Source organism: Nonomuraea sp. NPDC003754 (genome assembly GCF_053605785.1).
In genome coordinates, this window is the sequence record NZ_JBSGJX010000050.1 from 47,226 (window position 1) to 63,493 (window position 16,268).

Here is a 16,268-nt window from a genome sequence, read left to right on the forward strand (position 1 = left end):
GTCGGTGCTTGTTCCGCGAAAAGCGGTCACGCAGGGTCATTGGGCCTCCCCATATTTCGCCGCGGGTTCCTACGATCATGGGACTCGCAGATATCGGCGAAAGGGGTCAAGATGACAATCGAGATCAAGCCCGTCGAAGAGGTAGAGACCACCGGTAACAGCAACAGCTGCTGAAACCCGTCCGTGGGGCCTCGGTGGAGGCCCCACACCACCTCTCACGGAGCCCCGCCCATGCGCGAACGGATTCAGGTGAATCCGGCTTTCCCTCTGTTCGTCGACGATTCACGGGAACAGGTCAGGCTCGGCGACTTTCCGCCCACGGGCCGCATCCTGTCACCGGCGGAAAAACCGCTACGCGAGCTGTTCCGGCTCTGCGCCCGGCGTCCACGATCGAGACAAGAACTTTACCCGCTGCTCGACGGCGTCACTCCCGGCGAAATAGACGCCGCGATCGACCGGCTGCTCGCCGCCCGCCTCCTGGTCACCGAGACCGACCTGGCGGCGCTGACCGCCGACGACCGGCTGTCCCGGCAGGCGCTGTTCCTGTCGATGTTCCATCCCGCCGGCCAGGCGGTCACCGCCCTGCGGGACCTGGCCGCCCGGCGGGTCACCGTGCTGGGCGCCGGCGCCATCGGCGGCGCGGTCGCCGTCCAGCTGGTCACCGCGGGCGTGCGGCGGCTGACGCTCGTCGACGACGACCAGGTCGAGCCGTCCAACCTGCACCGCCAGCACCTCTACACCCCCGCCGACGTCGGCAGGTCCAAGGTCGCCGCGGCCGCCGACCGGCTGCGCGCCCACCAGCCCGACGCCGAGATCGTCGAGATCCGGCGCCGCATCCAGGGGGCGGCCGACGTCCCCGCCGCGGGCGAGGACTTCGTGGTCAACACCGTCGACACCCCGCAGCCGCACATCCGCCGCTGGGTCAACCAGGCCTGCGTGCAGGCGGGCGTGCCGTTCGTGACCGGCGGGTTCAACCAGCACGTCGGCCTGGTCGGCCCCCTCGTGGTACCGGGCAGGACCGGCTGCCTGACCTGCAGGGAACGCCGGCTGGCCGAGCCGTACGGCACGGCCGAGCTGCCCACCGCCGACAACGCCAGCCGGACCGTCCCCGCCTTCGGCCCGCTCTGCGCGGCGGTCTCCGGCCTGCTGGCCGCCGAGATCGTCCGCCACCTGACCGGCACGGGAGCGCCCGCCCTGGAGGGCAGGACCGTGCACCTCGACCTGCTCGACCTGAGCACCACCGCGCACCCGTTCGAACGCCTGCCCGGGTGCGAGGTCTGCGGATGAGGCCCGACCTGAGCTTCCTGAGCGTGGTCGAGGACGGTCCCGACGACTACGTGGTCGGCAACGGCGCGCGGTTCGTCAACGTGCCGGGCATCGCCGCCAAGGTGCTGGCGCTGCTGGACGGCTCCAGGACGGTCGAGGAGGTCAGGAAGGAGGTGCTGGAGCGGCACGGCACGGACGTCGACGTGGCGGCCTTCGTCGGCGGCCTGGAGAGCATGGGGCTGCTCGAGGAACCCGAGCTGCCGCCCAGCCCCTGGGACCGCGTCCGGCCGGAGCACGTGCGCCTGCTCTTCTCCCCCGTCGCCGACGCCCTCGTCGGGCTGCTGGCGCTGTGCGCCGTCGCGGCCGTCGTCGCCGAACCGCGCATCGTGTCCGGCATGTCGGGCCTGGTGTGGTCGAACAGCCTCGCGTTCACCCTGTCGTTCGCCGTGGGCTCGTGGGTGCTCGTCTTCGTCCACGAGCTCAGCCACATCCTGGCCGCCCGCTCACTGGGCGTGCGGGCCGAGCTGTCGCTCGGCACCCGCCTGCAGTTCCTCGTCGTCCAGACCAACGTGACCGGCGTCTGGCGGCTGCCCCGCCGGGCCCGCTACCGCGCGCACCTGGCGGGCATGCGGACCGACCTGTTCCTGGTCTCCGCAGCCGCCTGCGCGCTGTACGTCACCGAGAACGCCGTGGCCCGCCTCGTGATGGTCATCTGCGCCTCGCAGATCGTCTGGCAGTTCCTGTTCTTCATGCGCACCGACGTCTACTACGCCTTCGCCAACGCCACCGGCAACAAGAACCTCATGGCCGACGCCCAGGCCTACCTGCGGCGGCGGCACCGGCAGGCGCCGCGCTCGGTGCGGATCTACGCCTGGTTCGTCATCGCCGGCCGGGTGCTCGGCCTGGCCTTCCTGCTCGGCTACACCGTGCCCATCACGATCGCGGTGTGCCGGCAGGCCGTGGCCGAACTCGGCACGTCCGTGCAGCCGCTGCTCACGCTGGCGATCGTCGCCTTCGGCTGGGGGCTCTACCTGTGGGTGTTCATCCGCCAGAGGCTCCGCTGACCCGGTAGACGTCGTAGACGCCCTGGATGCTGCGCACCGCCTTCAGCACGTGACCCAGGTGCTTGGGGTCGCCCATCTCGAAGGTGAACTTGCTGACCGCAACCCGGTCGCGGGAGGTGGTCACCGACGCCGACAGGATGTTGACGTGCTGGTCGGACAGCGTGCGGGTGACGTCGGACAGCAGGCGGGGCCGGTCGAGCGCCTCCACCTGGATCGCCACCAGGAACACCGAGTCCTCGTTGGGCGCCCACGTCACCTCCACGAGGCGGTCGGGCTGCTCCTTGAGCTGCTGCACGTTGGTGCAGTCGGAGCGGTGCACCGACACGCCGTGGCCGCGGGTGACGAACCCGACGATGTCGTCGCCCGGCACGGGGGTGCAGCAGCGCGAGAGCCGTACCCACACGTCGGAGTCGCCCGCCACGACGACGCCCGCACCGCCGCCGCCCCTGGGACGGCGGCTGAGCCTGGTCGGCAGGGAGACCTCGGCGATGTCCTCCTCGGCGCTGTCGACGCCGCCGATGGACGTCACGAGCTTCTGCACGACCGTCTGCGCGGCGACGTGGCCCTCGCCGACGGCCGCGTAGAGGGCCGAGACGTCGGGGTAGCGCAGGTCGCGGGCGAGCGCCAGCAGCGCCTCGCCCGACATGAGCCGCTGCAGCGGCAGCCCCTGCTTGCGCATGGCCCTGCCGATGGCCTCCTTGCCCGCCTCGATCGCGGTCTCGCGGCGCTCCTTGGAGAACCACTGCCTGATCTTGTTGCGGGCACGGCCCGACTTGACGAACTTCAGCCAGTCACGCGAGGGACCCGCGTCGGGCGACTTGGAGGTGAAGATCTCCACGGTGTCGCCGTTGCCCAGGCGCGACTCCAGCGGCACCAGGCGGCCGTTGACGCGCGCCCCGATGCACCGGTGACCCACCTCGGTGTGGACGGCGTAGGCGAAGTCGACCGGCGTCGCGCCCTCGGGCAGCGCCACCACCTGGCCGCGCGGGGTGAAGACGTACACCTCCGACACCGACAGGTCGAAGCGCAGCGACTCCAGGAACTCCCCCGGGTCGGAGGTCTCCTTCTGCCAGTCGAGCAGCTGGCGCAGCCAGGCCATGTCGCCGCCCGGCTTGACCTTGCCCGCAGGACCGGGGCTGCCCGCCTCCTCCTTGTACTTCCAGTGGGCGGCCACGCCGTACTCGGCCCTGTGGTGCATCGCGTGCGTGCGGATCTGCAGCTCGACCGGCTTGCCCTCGGGACCGATCACCGTGGTGTGCAGCGACTGGTACATGTTGAACTTGGGCATCGCGATGTAGTCCTTGAACCGGCCGGGCACCGGGTTCCATCGCGCGTGGATCGTTCCGAGCGCCGCATAGCAGTCGCGGACCGAGTCGACCAGGACCCGGATGCCCACCAGGTCGTAGATGTCGTCGAAGGCCACGTCGCGGGCGATCATCTTCTGGTAGACCGAGTAGTAGTGCTTCGGCCTGCCCTTGACCACCGCGCGGATCCTGGCGTCGCGCAGGTCGGCCGAGACCTTCTCGATGACCTCCTGCAGGAACAGGTCGCGGCGCGGGGCCCGCTCGGAGACCATGCGGGCGATCTCGTCGTAGCGTTTGGGGTAGAGCATCGCGAACGCGAGATCCTCGAGCTCCCACTTGATCGTGTTCATGCCCAGGCGGTGGGCCAGCGGGGCGAAGATCTCCAGCGTCTCGCGGGACTTCTGCTGCCTCTTGTGCTCCGGCAGGTAGCGCATCGTGCGCATGTTGTGGAGGCGGTCGGCGAGCTTGATGACCAGCACCCTGATGTCGCGCGACATCGCCACGACCATCTTGCGCACGGTCTCGGCCTGCGCGGCGTCACCGAACTTGACCTTGTCCAGCTTGGTGACGCCGTCGACGAGCAGCCCGATCTTGTCGCCGAAGTCGGCGCGCAGCTCGTCCAGGCTGTAGGCGGTGTCCTCGACCGTGTCGTGCAGCAGGGCGGCGCACAGCGTCTCGTCGTCGGTGCCGAGCTCGGCCAGGATCGTCGCCACGGCCAGCGGGTGCGTGATGTAGGGGTCGCCACTCTTCCGCTTCTGGTCGCGGTGGTGGTAGGCGGCCACGTCGTAGGCACGCTCGATCAGGCGCAGGTCCGCCTTGGGATGGGTGGCGCGGACCGTCCGGAACAACGGCTCCAGCACCGGATTCATGGCCCCACCCCCAAACCGTCGGCGACGCGCCGCTGGAGCGCCGGACATCCCTTCGGAACTACCGGCGTCGGTGGCGTCGGGCACGACTACCTCACGGGGCACACAGACTCCTCACGTTCGAGTCCAGATCCCTCAGTGTATCCAGCCATGTCACCCGCGCGTCGGCCGGTCGCCCATCACACGATCACGAGCGCCCTCAGGTCGACACCCTCCAGCCGCTCGCGCCCCTTCAGGAAGGCCAGCTCCATCAGGACGGCGACGCCGACGACCTCGGCTCCCGCCCTCCTGACCAGCTCCACCGTCGCCTCGGCGGTGCCGCCGGTGGCCAGCACGTCGTCGACGATGACGACCCGGTCGCCGGGGCCGAAGGCGTCCTGGTGGACCTCGATGGTGGCCGAGCCGTACTCCAGCTCGTAGGAGGCCTCGAGGGTGGTGGAGGGCAGCTTGCCCTTCTTGCGGACCGGCACGAACCCCGCCCCGGCCCGGCAGGCGGCGGGAGCGGCCAGGATGAAGCCGCGCGCCTCGATGCCGACGACCTTGTCCACCCCGGGGAAGCAGCCGGCGAGCGCGTCGACCACCGCGGTGAACGCCTGCGGGTCGGCGAGCAGAGGGGTGATGTCCTTGAACACGACCCCGTGCTTCGGGTAGTCGTTGACGTCCCTGATCCGCTCGAGGATCAGCTGGCTCAGCTCGCTCACGTCGGGCTCTCTTTCCTCTCCGTCCGGTGCGTCCGCCTGTCGGACGCACCACCATCCCACACCCCGGCCGCCCGGCACGACGCCGCCCCCGTCCCGTGAGAAGGGACGGGGGCGGCGCCCAGCGTCGAGCGGTCAGTTCTTGGCGGTGGCGGGCCGCTTGGCGCCGCCGCTCTTGCCCCCGCCGGTGGACGCCAGCCGCTTGGCGATCGCCTGGTACTTCGGCTCGCGCTCCTTCAGCGTCACCAGCAGCGGCGTGGCCACGCACAGCGAGGAGTACGTGCCGACCAGCATGCCGACGAACAGGGCGAGCGACAGGTCCTTCAGCGTGCCTGCGCCCAGCAGCGTGGTGCCGATGAACAGGATCGCCGCCACCGGCAGGATGGCCACCAGCGAGGTGTTCAGCGACCTGATCAGCGTGTGGTTGAGCGCGTCGTTCGCGGCCATCGTGTAGGTCTTCTTGGAGGTCGTGCCGAGCTTGGCGGTGACCTCCTTGATCATGTCGAAGACGACGACCGCGTCGTACAGCGAGTAGCCGAGGATGGTGAGGAAGCCCAGCAGGGTCGCGGGGGTGACCTCGAAGCCCGACCACGCGTAGATGCCGGCCGTGATGACCAGGTCGTGCAGCAGCGCGACGATCGCCGCCAAGGCCATCTTCGGCTCGAAGGCCATGCTCAGATACAGGATGATCGCGAACATGAACACCACGAGGCCGAGCCAGGCCTTGGTGGCCACCTCACCGCCCCAGGAGGCGCCGATCGAGGTGATGGAGATCTGCGCGGGGTCGACGCCGAGGTCCTTGGCGACGGACTGCTGCACCCTGGACAGGTTGGCCTCGTCGAGGGTCTCGGTGGTCACCCGCCAGCTACCGCCGGCCTGCTGGACGATCGGCTGGTGGACGCCCGCCTCGGTCATGGTCTCGCGGACCTTCTCGATGCCGGCCTGCGGCGCGGCGAAGGAGAACACCGAGCCGCCCTTGAACTCCACGCCCAGGTTGAGCGCGCTGCCATGGGTGACGGCGCTGAAGATCAGGCCGGCGACGGAGAACAGCAGCAGGAAGGCCGAAAGGCTGTACCACAGCTTCCGGCGGCCGACGAAGTCGACGTCGATCTCGCCACGGTAGAGGCGACGCCCGAGTCCCATGTCAGGCCTCCTGCGGAGTGGTCGTACGAACAGTCTCCGGGCCCATGCGCTCGGCGTCGAGACCGGAGAGCTTGTGCCCCTTGGCGAAGAACTTCAACCTCGCCAGCAGCGCGATGAACGGCTTGGTGAACAGGAACACCACGACCACGTCGATCAGCGTGGTCAGACCCATCGCGAACGCGAAGCCGGCGACGCCGCCGACGGCCAGGAAGTAGAGCACCACGGCGGCGATGAACATGACCGCGTCGGCGATCAGGATCGTCCGCCGCGCGCGCACCCACGCCACCTCGACGGCGGCGCGCAGCGAGCGTCTGCCCTCCTTCATCTCGTCTCTGATGCGTTCGAAGTAGACGATGAAGGAGTCGGCTGTGATACCGATCGAGACCACCAGACCGATGATGTGCGGCAGCGACAGGCTGAAGCCCGCGTAGGTGCCGAGGAGCACCACCGCCTCGTAGGTGATGACCGAGGCCATCAGGAGGCTCAGCACCGCGACCACGCCGAGGCCGCGGTAGTACAGCAGCGAGTAGATGACCACCAGGCCGAGACCGATGGCGCCGGCGATGAGGCCGCCGCGCAGCTGGTCCTGGCCGAGGGTGGAGGAGATCGTGTCGATGGAGCTGCGCACGAACTTCAGCGGCAGCGCGCCGTACTTCAGCTGGTCGGCCAGCGCGGTCGCGGTCTGCTGGGTGAAGCCGCCGGAGATCTCCGCCCGGCCGCCGGGGATGGGCTCGTTGATGTTCGGCGCGGTGATGACCACGCCGTCGAGGACCACGGCGACCATGTTGCGCGGCGGCTGGGCCTGGTAGGCCTCGGTGGTCAGGGTCGACCACGCCGTGGCGCCCTTGCTCTTGAAGTTGAGCTGCACGACCCACTGGCCGGTGGTCTGCTGCACGCCGGCGCTGGCCGTGTCGATGTCGGTGCCGACGACCCTGGCCTTGTCGAGGATGTACTTGGCGGTGCCGTCGGCGTCACAGGTGACGTACGGCTTGCTCGGGTCGTCCTGGACGCCCTGCTGCTTGTTCTTGGCGCAGTCGAGCTCGTTGTACTGCTTGACCAGCGCGGGGTCGATGCCGGCCAGCGCGGAGTCCTGGGTCGGCGCGCTGGGCTGGGCGCTCGGCGTCGCGGACGGGGTCGCCTTGGCGTTCCGGCCCTTGTCCTGGCCCTTGTTCTGGTCCTGGTTCTGGCTCTTCCGCTCGCCGGTCGCAGCGGCGGAGGGCGAGGGGTTGGGCGAGGTCAGCGCGGACGACAGGGCCTTGCCCGTCGGGGAGGCGCTGGGTGTGGGCGCGTTGGCCGAGGTGCGGGCGCTCGGCTGCGTGGAAGGCCGGTCGGACGACTGCCCGTTCGGCTGCGTGGAAGGCTGTCCTGAGCCCGAGGGCGTCGGCGCCTGGGTGGGCATGGTGCTCGGCTGCGGCTGGGCCGCCTCGGCGGCCAGGACCTGGCGGAAGCGCAGCTCCGCCGTGGTGCCGACCAGCTTGATGACCTCGTCCTTGCCTGCGCCGGGAACCGAGATGACGATGTTGTCGCCCGACTTGGCGACCTCCGCGTCGGAGATTCCGGTGCCGTTCACCCGGTCACGGATGATGTTGACGGCGAGGTTGAGGCTCTCTTCAGAGGGGGGAGAGCCGTTCGGAGTGATCGGCGACAGTGTCGCCGTCGTGCCACCTGCGAGGTCGAGTCCGAGCTTCGGCGTGAACGCCGGCTGCAGGAACATCGCCCCGCCCATGGCGAAGATGAGCGCCAGAAGCACCAGGAGCGTGCGCCCCGGCTTGCTCTGGCCGCTGGTCGGTCGGGCCACTGGTCGTCTGTTCTTTCAGGTAGGGGTCGGCCGCAAGCTGGTCAGGACTTCTTGCTGTTGGTGTCCTCGTCGTCGTTGCGGTCGACCGGCTCGTCGGCTACGGCGGATTCCTTCGTCTCGGTCGTCTCAGGCTCCGTCGCGGCGAGCTTGTCATCGGCGACGGGGGTGACGACCCGACCGATGGCGGCCTTCACCCAGCGGGTCTCGACGCCGGGAGCGACCTCCAGGATGACGTCCTCGTTGTCGACAGCCACCACGGTGGCGAACAGGCCGGTGGTGGTCATCACACGGGCGCCGGGCGCGAGCGAGTTCTGCATCTGAACGGCTTCCTGCTGCCGCTTGCGCTGCGGCCTGATGAGCAGGAAGTAGAACACCACCACCAGAAGCACAAGCGGCAGGATGTTCATAAGCGTTGCTGAGTCCACGAGGGCGACCTTCCATCGTCTGTCAAGATGATGACACCGGCGTCGAGCCGGAAATTCCATGCGTTGCGTCGAGGGGCCGCGCCGCTCAGCCCATCAGCTTACACAGCCAGCCAAGCCACGGAGTGTAGGCGGTTGTTGCGAAACCCGGCAACGAGGCAGCGATTCGGCGCGCGGGGAAGTTCCCAATTCGCAATGCTTGCAACCGTTCTGTGACCGCGCCGTTTCGTGGCGTTTCCGGCGGCCGGGTCCTGCCGTCCCGGCCCGGCGGCGGGCGTCTCGGTCAGAAGGGCGCCTCCGGCGGAGGGGTGAGGCCCAGGTGAAGCCAGGCGGCGGTGGTGGCGACCCGCCCGCGCGGCGTGCGGGCCAGCAGCCCCTGGCGCACCAGGAACGGCTCGGCCACCACCTCGACCGTCTCCGGCTCCTCCCCCACGGCCACGGCGAGCGTCGACAGCCCGACGGGGCCGCCGCCGAACTTGCGCAGCAGCGCGCCGAGCACCGCCCGGTCGAGCCGGTCGAGTCCCTCGGCGTCGACCTCGTAGAGGTTGAGCGCGGCCGAGGCGACGTCGCGGGTGATGACGCCGTCGGAGCGGATCTCGGAGAAGTCGCGCACCCGGCGCAGCAGCCGGTTGGCGATGCGGGGCGTGCCGCGCGAGCGCCTGGCGATCTCGTGGGCGCCCTCCTCGGGCAGCGTCACGCCGAGCAGCCCGGCCGAGCGGCGCAGCACCTGTTCGAGCTCGGCGACCTCGTAGAAGTCCATGTGGGCGGTGAAGCCGAACCGGTCGCGCAGCGGCGCCGGCAGCAGGCCCGCTCTGGTCGTGGCGCCGACGAGGGTGAAGGGCGCGATCTCCAGCGGGATGGCGGTGGCGCCGGGGCCCTTGCCGACGATGATGTCGACCCTGAAGTCCTCCATCGCGAGGTAGAGCATCTCCTCGGCGGGGCGGGCCATCCGGTGGATCTCGTCGATGAACAGCACCTCGCCCTCGGTCAGCGTCGACAGGATCGCCGCCAGGTCGCCGGCGCGCTCCAGGGCCGGGCCCGAGGTGATCCGCAGCGGGGCGCCGAGCTCGGCTGCGATGATCATGGCCAGGGTGGTCTTGCCCAGCCCCGGCGAGCCGCTCATCAGCACGTGGTCGGGCGGCCGGTTCCGCTTGAGCGCGCTCTCCAGCACCAGCGAGAGCTGCTCGCGCACGCGCGCCTGGCCGATGAAGTCGGCCAGGCGCTTGGGCCGCAGCGCCGCCTCGATCTGCAGCTCGTCGCCCTCGGCGTCGGGCGAGACCAGGTCACGTTCGATGCTCATGCCATCTCCCCGCCGCCGGGGCGCCCGCTTCCCGCCACCGCCGGCCTCATCGGACGCTCAGCGCCCTGAGCGCCGCCTTGAGCAGCACCGCCACCTGCGGCTGCCGGCCCGCGGCCACCTCGGCGTCGGCCTGCGGCCCCACCAGCGCGATCGCCTCGTCGGCGTCCCTGGTGGAGTAGCCGAGGCCGACCAGACCCGAGTGGACCTGCTCGCGCCACAGCGGCAGGGCGGCGTCGCCGTTGAGCGCGGCGTTGACCGCCTCCTCGGGCGTGCCGAGCTTGTCCTTCAACTCCAGCACGATGCGCTGGGCGCCTTTCTGGCCGATGCCGGGGATCCTGGTCAGCGCCTTGAGGTCGGCCGAGGCGACCGCGACGCGCAGCGAGTTGGGCGTGTGGACGGCCAGCATGGCCAGGGCCAGCTTCGGGCCCACGCCACTGGCCGTCTGGACGAGCTCGAAGACCGTGCGCTCGTCGTCGGTGGCGAAGCCGTACAGGGTGAGCGACTCCTCCCTGACGACCAGCGAGGTGGCCAGCCGGCCGGGCTCGCCGACCCGCAGGGTGGCCAGCGTGCCGGGTGTGCAGTGCACCAGCACACCCACCCCGCCGACCTCGATCACCGCCGAGTCGGGCGCGACGGCCGCCACGACCCCGGAAACCGACGCGATCACAGCGCACGTCCTCTCGATGCCTTGGCCAGCGCCTCGGCCAGTCTGTTCTGGGTGCCGCCGCGCCACACGTGGCAGATGGCCAGGGCGAGGGCGTCGGCCGCGTCGGCGGGCTTGGGCATCTCCGCCAGCCGCAGCAGCCTGGTGACCATGGTGCCGATCTGCTTCTTGTCGGCGGTGCCGCTGCCGGTGATGGCGGCCTTGACCTCCGAGGGCGTGTGCAGCGCCACCGGCAGGCCGCGCCTGGCGGCGCACAGCACGGCGATGCCCGCCGCCTGCGCGGTGCCCATCACGGTGCGGACGTTGTGCTGGGCGAAGACGCGCTCGACGGCCACCGCGTCGGGCCGCACGTCGTCGAGCCACCGCTCGATGCCGCGCTCGATGCCGACGAGCCTGGCGCCGAGCTCGTCGTCGGCGGAGGTGCGCACCACGCCGACGGCGACGAGCTTGAGCTGCGCGCCCGGGCGGCCCTCGACGGCCCCGAGGCCGCATCTGGTCAGCCCTGGGTCGACGCCCATCACCCGCACGGCCCGCCCTCCGTTCGCTGCCGAACATCTGTTCGGCAGCGAACTCTACCCTGGTTGGGCGGGCGGCGCACGGCGAACGCGCCTCGCTCCACGGCGCCGCCCGGCGGGCGCGGGCCCGAGCCGGACGATCAGAAGTAGTCGATCATGTACGGCGTGCCGGCGAACGCCGCGTCCAGCGCCTCGTCGAACTCCTCCGGGCCGGTCAGCAGGCCGGCCGGGCGCAGCGTCGAGGTCGGGATCCCGGCGTACAGCGCCGACAGGCCGTTGACGGTGAAGCGCGGCCCCTGCCCCGTGGCGGCGCCGGCCGTACCGGAGCCGCCGGAGATCTCCAGCCGCCACGTGCCGCTGTTGGCCGGGCGCTCGGGGTCGTCGACCGTGATCACGGCGTGCGCCGAGACCACCGACGGGAAGCCTCGCCTGGCGATCGCCTCGGCCACGTCCACGACCCGGAACATCCACCTCGTCTGCTTGACCTGCTCCTTGGCCCGCTCGCGCACCAGCCACAGCACGGGGTCGTTCGGCGCGACCACGGCGGTGACCTTCTTGGCGATCGAGGAGGAGGTGCCGACCATGGCCCACAGCGCGCGGGCGGTCGCCTCCGAGCCGGCGACGAGGTTGTCGACGGCGATGTCGCCCCCGTCCCATCGGTAGGCGACGAACCCGTCGTCGGCCAGGTAGCGGAAGTCGTCATCCTCGTCGAGGTAGCGCCGCCAGGCGGCCTCGTCCCAGCAGATGGGCCCGCTGGCGCGGTTGGCGGCGTGGACGCGGCCGAGGATAGCGATCACCTCGGCGACGTCGTCGGGCCCCATCCTGCGCAGCTTGACCTGCTCGGCCGGGCCGATGGTGCGCAGCGCCTCGGGAGCGAGGGTCACCGCGTTCTCGGCGCCCGCGTGCTCCCAGCCGAGCGAGCGGTAGATCGGCGTGGTGGCCGGGTAGAGGGCCGAGACGGCCTCGCCCAGCTCGGCCGCCCTGCCGAGGACGGCCCGCATGAGCCGCCTGCCCACGCCGCGTCCGCGGTCCTCGGGGTTGACGACCACACCCGCCACCCCGGCCATCGGCTGCGGCCTGCCGTGCCACCACTGGGTGAAACCAGGCAGGCGCGCGGCGGCGGCCACCCTCGAGCCGTCGAAGACGCCGAGGAAGCGTCCCTGCTCCAGGGTGGCCAGCGCCATTGCGCGCCAGTTGTCGGCGAGGTCGGCGGGCAACGGGCCGAAGGAGCGCTTGCGGGTGTCGAGGACGGCGTCGAGGTCGTCCGGGCTCAGATCACGAATTTCCACAGCAGGTCAACCTACGCACTGCGGGACATCCGCCGCGAGCCGTTTTCAGGCGTCGAGCTTCTCCATGATGTCGTCGCTGACGTCGAAGTTCGCGTAGACGTTCTGGACGTCGTCGCTGTCCTCGAGCGCGTCGATGAGACGGAAGACCTTGCGCGCGCCGTCCTCGTCGAGCGGGACGTTGAGCGTCGGCAGGAAGCTCGACTCGGCCGAGTCGTAGTCGATGCCGGCCTCCTGCAGCGCCTTGCGCACCGGCACCAGGTCACCGGCCTCGGAGACGACCTCGAACGACTCGCCCAGGTCGTTGACCTCCTCGGCGCCCGCCTCGAGCACCGCGGTCAGCACGTCGTCCTCGGACAGCCCGTCCTTGGGGACGATCACGACACCCTTGCGGTTGAACATGTAGGCCACCGAACCGGGGTCGGCCAGCGAGCCGCCGTTGCGGGTGAGCGCGACGCGGACCTCGGAGGCGGCGCGGTTGCGGTTGTCGGTCAGGCACTCGATGAGGACCGCGACACCGCCGGGGGCGTAGCCCTCGTACATGATGGTCTGCCAGTCGGCGCCGCCCGCCTCGAGGCCGCCGCCGCGCTTGCGGGCGCGCTCGATGTTGTCGTTGGGCACCGAGTTCTTCTTCGCCTTGAAGATGGCGTCGAAGAGGGTGGGGTTGGCATCCGGGTCAGGGCCACCGGTCCTGGCCGCCACCTCGATGTTCTTGATGAGCTTCGCGAACAGCTTGCCGCGCTTGGCGTCGAGCGCGGCCTTCTTGTGCTTCGTCGTAGCCCATTTGGAGTGGCCGGACATGACCTAGAGCTCCCTCACCATGTTGACGAAATATTCATGCACGCGAGTGTCTCCGGTCAGCTCCGGATGGAACGATGTCGCGAGCAGCGGTCCCTGTCGGACCGCGACGATCCTATCCCCAGGGGGCGCGGTCGCCAGCACCTCGACGTCGGAACCCACCGATTCCACCCATGGGGCGCGGATGAAGACAGCATGTACGGGGCCGCCCGCGAAGGACAGATCGGCCTCGAAGGAGTCGACCTGGCGGCCGAAGGCGTTACGCCTGACCACCATGTCGATGCCGCCGATCGTCTGCTGGCCCTCGATGCCGTCCTGGATGCGGTCGGCCAGCATGATCATGCCGGCGCACGAGCCGTAGGCGGGCATGCCCTCCTTGACGCGCAGGCGCAGCGGTTCCAGCAGCTCGAAGATCTCGGCGAGCTTCCACATCGTGGTGGACTCCCCGCCGGGGATGACCAGCCCGTCGACGGCCTCGAGCTCGGCGATCCTGCGCACGGCCGTCGCCTCCGCCCCCGCCTCCTCCAGCATGCGGACGTGTTCGCGCACGTCTCCCTGGAGTGCGAGTACACCGATCTTGGGCACGGTCGTCCTTCCTTCGTGGTCCGGGTTCCCCTGATTCAACACCACGACGGGCCGTGCTCTTCCTACCGGGCGGCCTCCGCGGGGGGTCGTCCTGGAGGAGGGGCACGGCCCGGTCGCCGCTGCGGGGAACCACGCAAGAACCCCCGCCACCGGGCCCGAGGGCAGGCGGCAGGGGTTCCGGACGTCGAGGCCGTCCCCGCGTGGTCTACGGGCGCTCGGTCTCGAGGCGGACCGTCTCCTCGATCGTCATCTCGGACGCCGCGCGCAGCGACGGGTCCATCGGGCGCAGGTACGTCTGCTGCACGCCGGGCACCCTGTCCTCCACCACGAACGTCGCCCTGGTGTAGACCTCCGACCCGAGCGTCTGCACCTGGGGCACGACCTTGAAGTCGGCCGACATCTGCTCCCGCTCGATCTTCGTCAGCACGTATCCGCGCTGGTTGTTGTAGAACTTGAGGTGCGGGTTGATCTTCAGGAACGGATGCGTGGCCGGGTCGGAGTCCTTCCCGTCACCGCCGGTGCTGATGGAGGTGGCCACCAGCTCCGCGCCCACGGACGGCCCCGTCGGGTCGTCGTAGTCCAGCTTCAGGTCGCTGGCCCAGTGAGCGTGGACGTCACCGGTGAGCACGACCGGGTTGCGCACCTTCGCGTCGATCCAGCCCTGGGTGATGCGCCGCCGGGAGGCCACGTAGCCGTCCCACGCGTCCTGGCTGGTGACCTTCGCCGGTCCCGCGTTGTTGTCGCGCTGGGCGAAGAAGACCTGCTGGCCGATGATGTCCCACTGGGCGCGCGAGTGGTGGAAGCCGTTGATCAGCCACTCCTCCTGCGCCGCGCCGGTGATGGACCGGGCCGGGTCCACCGCCGCCGGGCAGTCCCGGTAGCCGTCGCCGCACCCCTGGTCGTCGCGGTACTGCCGGGTGTCGAGCATGTGGAAGGTGGCCATCTGTCCCCACCGGATCCGCCGGTAGAGCTGCATGTCGATGCCCTGCGGGATGGAGGTACGGCGCAGCGGCATGTTCTCGTAGTAGGCACGGAAGGCCGCCTCGCGGCGCTGCAGGAAGTTCGGCTGCGGCACCTCGGGCTTCTCCGCCACCTCGTCGGCCCAGTTGTTGTCGAGCTCGTGGTCGTCCCACACGACCAGCCACGGCGCGGCGGCGTGGGCGGCCTGCAGGTCGGGGTCGGCCTTGTACTGCGCGTGGCGCTGCCGGTAGTTGGCGAGCGTCTCGGTCTCGGGGCCCTCGTGGTGGCGGACGTTGCCGCCGGGGATGGTGTAGGTGTTCTTGGTGTACTCGTACTGGTAGTCGCCCAGGTGCAGGATCAGGTCGGGGTGCTCCTCGGCCAGGCGGCGGTAGCTGGTGAAGTAGCCGTGCTCGTACTGCGCGCAGGAGACGAACGCCATGGACAGCGCTCCGCCGTACGCCAGGGGGTGCGGGGCGGTGAGGGCGCGGCCGACGGGCGAGACGTAGGGGCCCACGCGGAAGCGGTACCAGTACTCCCGCCCTGACGACAGGCCGTCCACCTCGACGTGGACGCTGTGGCCCCACTCGGGGGCGGCCGTCGCGACACCGGCGCGGACGACGCGTCGACAGCGCTCGTCGGCGTAGACCTGCCACAGGACGAGGAAGGGACGCTGGGGCATGCCGCCCATGCCGTCCTCGGCGAGCGGCTGCTGGGCCAGGCGGGTCCAGATGACGAAGCCGCTGTGGTCGGGGTCACCGGAGGCGACGCCCAGCGTGAAGGGGTCCGACCTGAGACCGCGCGAGGCCAGGGTGGCGGCGCTCTCGGTGGCGGGGTCGGCGGCTGGGGCGGGGGCCGGTTCGGCCGGAGTGGCGGAGGCGGCGGCGGGGAGCGCGGCGGTGGCGCCCGCAGCTAACCCGGTGACGAGGAAGGAGCGGCGGTTGAGCTTGGACACGGGTGCTCCCGAGGCGATCTAGGGTGGGACGCCCGTAGCCTGGCCCAAGATCATGACCCCCTGGTTAACGCCATCTGTCACACAAAAGGCGATTTTTACCAATGGTCCCGCGATTCACGGAAATTTCCTCCGTCCACCCCTGTCGCACCGGTGGCACGCGCGACCGATGGAGCGGCTCCCGCACGGCGGCGCCCCTGACGCCCGCCAAGCGGACTCCTGGCCCACGCCCCGCGCCCAAGGCCAGGCGGGGTCCGGGCCGGTTCCAGGACCGGGACCGGGCCGGGAGCAAGGGACACGAGCCGCGGGACGGGGGTAAGGGCGGCAGGGCGGGAGTCGGGGGCCGATGCCGGGGTCGGCCCGGGCTGGTGCCCGGCTCGGGCCGGTGTGGTCTGGGGCCGGTGTGGTCTGGGGCCGGGCCGGGGGCAAGGGCCGGGAGTCGGGGAGCAGGGAGCCCGGGCCCCTGGGCTCAAGGGCAAGGGGGGCCGGTGGCAAGAGGCCAAGGGACGGGGGACGTGGGGCGGCGCCGGGCCGAGGCCGAGGGCCGGGGGCGGAGGCAGAGGGCGGAGGCAGAGGGCGGAGGCAGAGGGCGGAGGGCGGGGGCGGAGGGCGGGGGCGGAGGCAGAGGGCGGAGGCAGAGGCAGTGCGCG

At 70.6% G+C, this 16,268-nt stretch carries 14 protein-coding genes; 2 read left to right on the forward strand and 12 right to left on the reverse strand.

Annotated elements, in window-relative coordinates; translation table 11 throughout:
• Window positions 1-231 precede the first annotated feature (231 nt).
• Both ACWEVS_RS39600 and ACWEVS_RS39605 read left to right on the forward strand, forming a co-directional pair.
• On the forward strand, window positions 232-1,287 hold the full coding sequence (locus tag ACWEVS_RS39600; RefSeq protein WP_452555941.1) for a TOMM precursor leader peptide-binding protein: 1,056 nt from the start codon (window positions 232-234) through the stop codon (window positions 1,285-1,287).
• Entirely contained in the window at window positions 1,284-2,330 is a 1,047-nt protein-coding gene (locus tag ACWEVS_RS39605) for a hypothetical protein (protein ID WP_452555943.1), read from the forward strand. The genes ACWEVS_RS39600 and ACWEVS_RS39605 overlap by 4 nt, the downstream gene beginning before the upstream one ends.
• Here the strand turns inward: ACWEVS_RS39605 and ACWEVS_RS39610 are convergent.
• The 12 genes from ACWEVS_RS39610 to ACWEVS_RS39665 all read right to left on the reverse strand — a co-directional run bounded on the left by ACWEVS_RS39610 (window position 2,308) and on the right by ACWEVS_RS39665 (window position 15,621).
• Window positions 2,308-4,551, reverse strand: coding sequence for a RelA/SpoT family protein (locus ACWEVS_RS39610; protein ID WP_449926445.1), 2,244 nt, complete (start codon window positions 4,549-4,551; stop codon window positions 2,308-2,310). The genes ACWEVS_RS39605 and ACWEVS_RS39610 overlap by 23 nt on opposite strands.
• A gap of 128 nt (window positions 4,552-4,679) precedes the next feature.
• The gene (locus tag ACWEVS_RS39615) at window positions 4,680-5,201 is read right to left on the reverse strand and encodes an adenine phosphoribosyltransferase (RefSeq protein WP_354912135.1); all 522 of its coding nucleotides are present in this window, start codon (window positions 5,199-5,201) and stop codon (window positions 4,680-4,682) included.
• Between the two features lie 132 nt (window positions 5,202-5,333).
• Window positions 5,334-6,341, reverse strand: a complete 1,008-nt coding sequence (gene secF, locus ACWEVS_RS39620) for a protein translocase subunit SecF (protein WP_449926346.1) — start codon at window positions 6,339-6,341, stop codon at window positions 5,334-5,336.
• A gap of 1 nt (window position 6,342) precedes the next feature.
• Entirely contained in the window at window positions 6,343-8,139 is a 1,797-nt protein-coding gene (gene secD / locus ACWEVS_RS39625; protein ID WP_452416583.1) for a protein translocase subunit SecD, read from the reverse strand.
• 41 nt (window positions 8,140-8,180) lie between these two features.
• Complete coding sequence (gene yajC, locus ACWEVS_RS39630; RefSeq protein ID WP_449926340.1) at window positions 8,181-8,528, reverse strand: preprotein translocase subunit YajC; 348 nt, start codon at window positions 8,526-8,528, stop codon at window positions 8,181-8,183.
• Window positions 8,529-8,844: 316 nt separating this feature from the next.
• Window positions 8,845-9,861, reverse strand: coding sequence for a Holliday junction branch migration DNA helicase RuvB (gene ruvB / locus ACWEVS_RS39635; protein ID WP_354912142.1), 1,017 nt, complete (start codon window positions 9,859-9,861; stop codon window positions 8,845-8,847).
• A 46-nt stretch (window positions 9,862-9,907) separates the two neighbouring features.
• Window positions 9,908-10,528: a Holliday junction branch migration protein RuvA gene (gene ruvA, locus ACWEVS_RS39640; protein WP_354912145.1), complete on the reverse strand. Its 621-nt coding sequence runs from the start codon at window positions 10,526-10,528 to the stop codon at window positions 9,908-9,910.
• Window positions 10,525-11,052 carry a crossover junction endodeoxyribonuclease RuvC gene (gene ruvC, locus ACWEVS_RS39645; RefSeq protein WP_449926336.1) on the reverse strand — a complete coding sequence of 176 codons (528 nt, stop codon included), beginning with the start codon at window positions 11,050-11,052 and terminating at the stop codon, window positions 10,525-10,527. Before ruvC ends, ruvA begins: the two co-directional genes overlap by 4 nt.
• Window positions 11,053-11,180: 128 nt before the next feature.
• Window positions 11,181-12,329 carry a GNAT family N-acetyltransferase gene (locus ACWEVS_RS39650; protein ID WP_452555945.1) on the reverse strand — a complete coding sequence of 383 codons (1,149 nt, stop codon included), beginning with the start codon at window positions 12,327-12,329 and terminating at the stop codon, window positions 11,181-11,183.
• 45 nt (window positions 12,330-12,374) lie between these two features.
• Window positions 12,375-13,127, reverse strand: coding sequence for a YebC/PmpR family DNA-binding transcriptional regulator (locus tag ACWEVS_RS39655; protein ID WP_354912154.1), 753 nt, complete (start codon window positions 13,125-13,127; stop codon window positions 12,375-12,377).
• Window positions 13,128-13,130: 3 nt separating this feature from the next.
• Complete coding sequence (pdxT, locus tag ACWEVS_RS39660) at window positions 13,131-13,655, reverse strand: pyridoxal 5'-phosphate synthase glutaminase subunit PdxT (RefSeq protein WP_449926442.1); 525 nt, start codon at window positions 13,653-13,655, stop codon at window positions 13,131-13,133.
• A 259-nt stretch (window positions 13,656-13,914) separates the two neighbouring features.
• Window positions 13,915-15,621: an alkaline phosphatase D family protein gene (locus ACWEVS_RS39665; protein ID WP_452555947.1), complete on the reverse strand. Its 1,707-nt coding sequence runs from the start codon at window positions 15,619-15,621 to the stop codon at window positions 13,915-13,917.
• Between the last annotated feature and the right edge of the window lie 647 nt (window positions 15,622-16,268).

Excerpts from the sequence above, each read along its gene's own strand:
- ACWEVS_RS39605 (WP_452555943.1), top strand. The coding sequence starts at position 1,284 with ATGAGGCCCGACCTGAGCTTCCTGAGCGTGGTCGAGGACGGTCCCGAC.
- secF (WP_449926346.1), bottom strand. The coding sequence starts at position 6,341 with ATGGGACTCGGGCGTCGCCTCTACCGTGGCGAGATCGACGTCGACTTC.
- ACWEVS_RS39655 (WP_354912154.1), bottom strand. The coding sequence starts at position 13,127 with ATGTCCGGCCACTCCAAATGGGCTACGACGAAGCACAAGAAGGCCGCG.
- ACWEVS_RS39610 (WP_449926445.1), bottom strand. The coding sequence starts at position 4,551 with ATGTCCGGCGCTCCAGCGGCGCGTCGCCGACGGTTTGGGGGTGGGGCC.
- ruvB (WP_354912142.1), bottom strand. The coding sequence starts at position 9,861 with ATGAGCATCGAACGTGACCTGGTCTCGCCCGACGCCGAGGGCGACGAG.
- pdxT (WP_449926442.1), bottom strand. The coding sequence starts at position 13,655 with ATGCTGGAGGAGGCGGGGGCGGAGGCGACGGCCGTGCGCAGGATCGCC.
- ACWEVS_RS39600 (WP_452555941.1), top strand. The coding sequence starts at position 232 with ATGCGCGAACGGATTCAGGTGAATCCGGCTTTCCCTCTGTTCGTCGAC.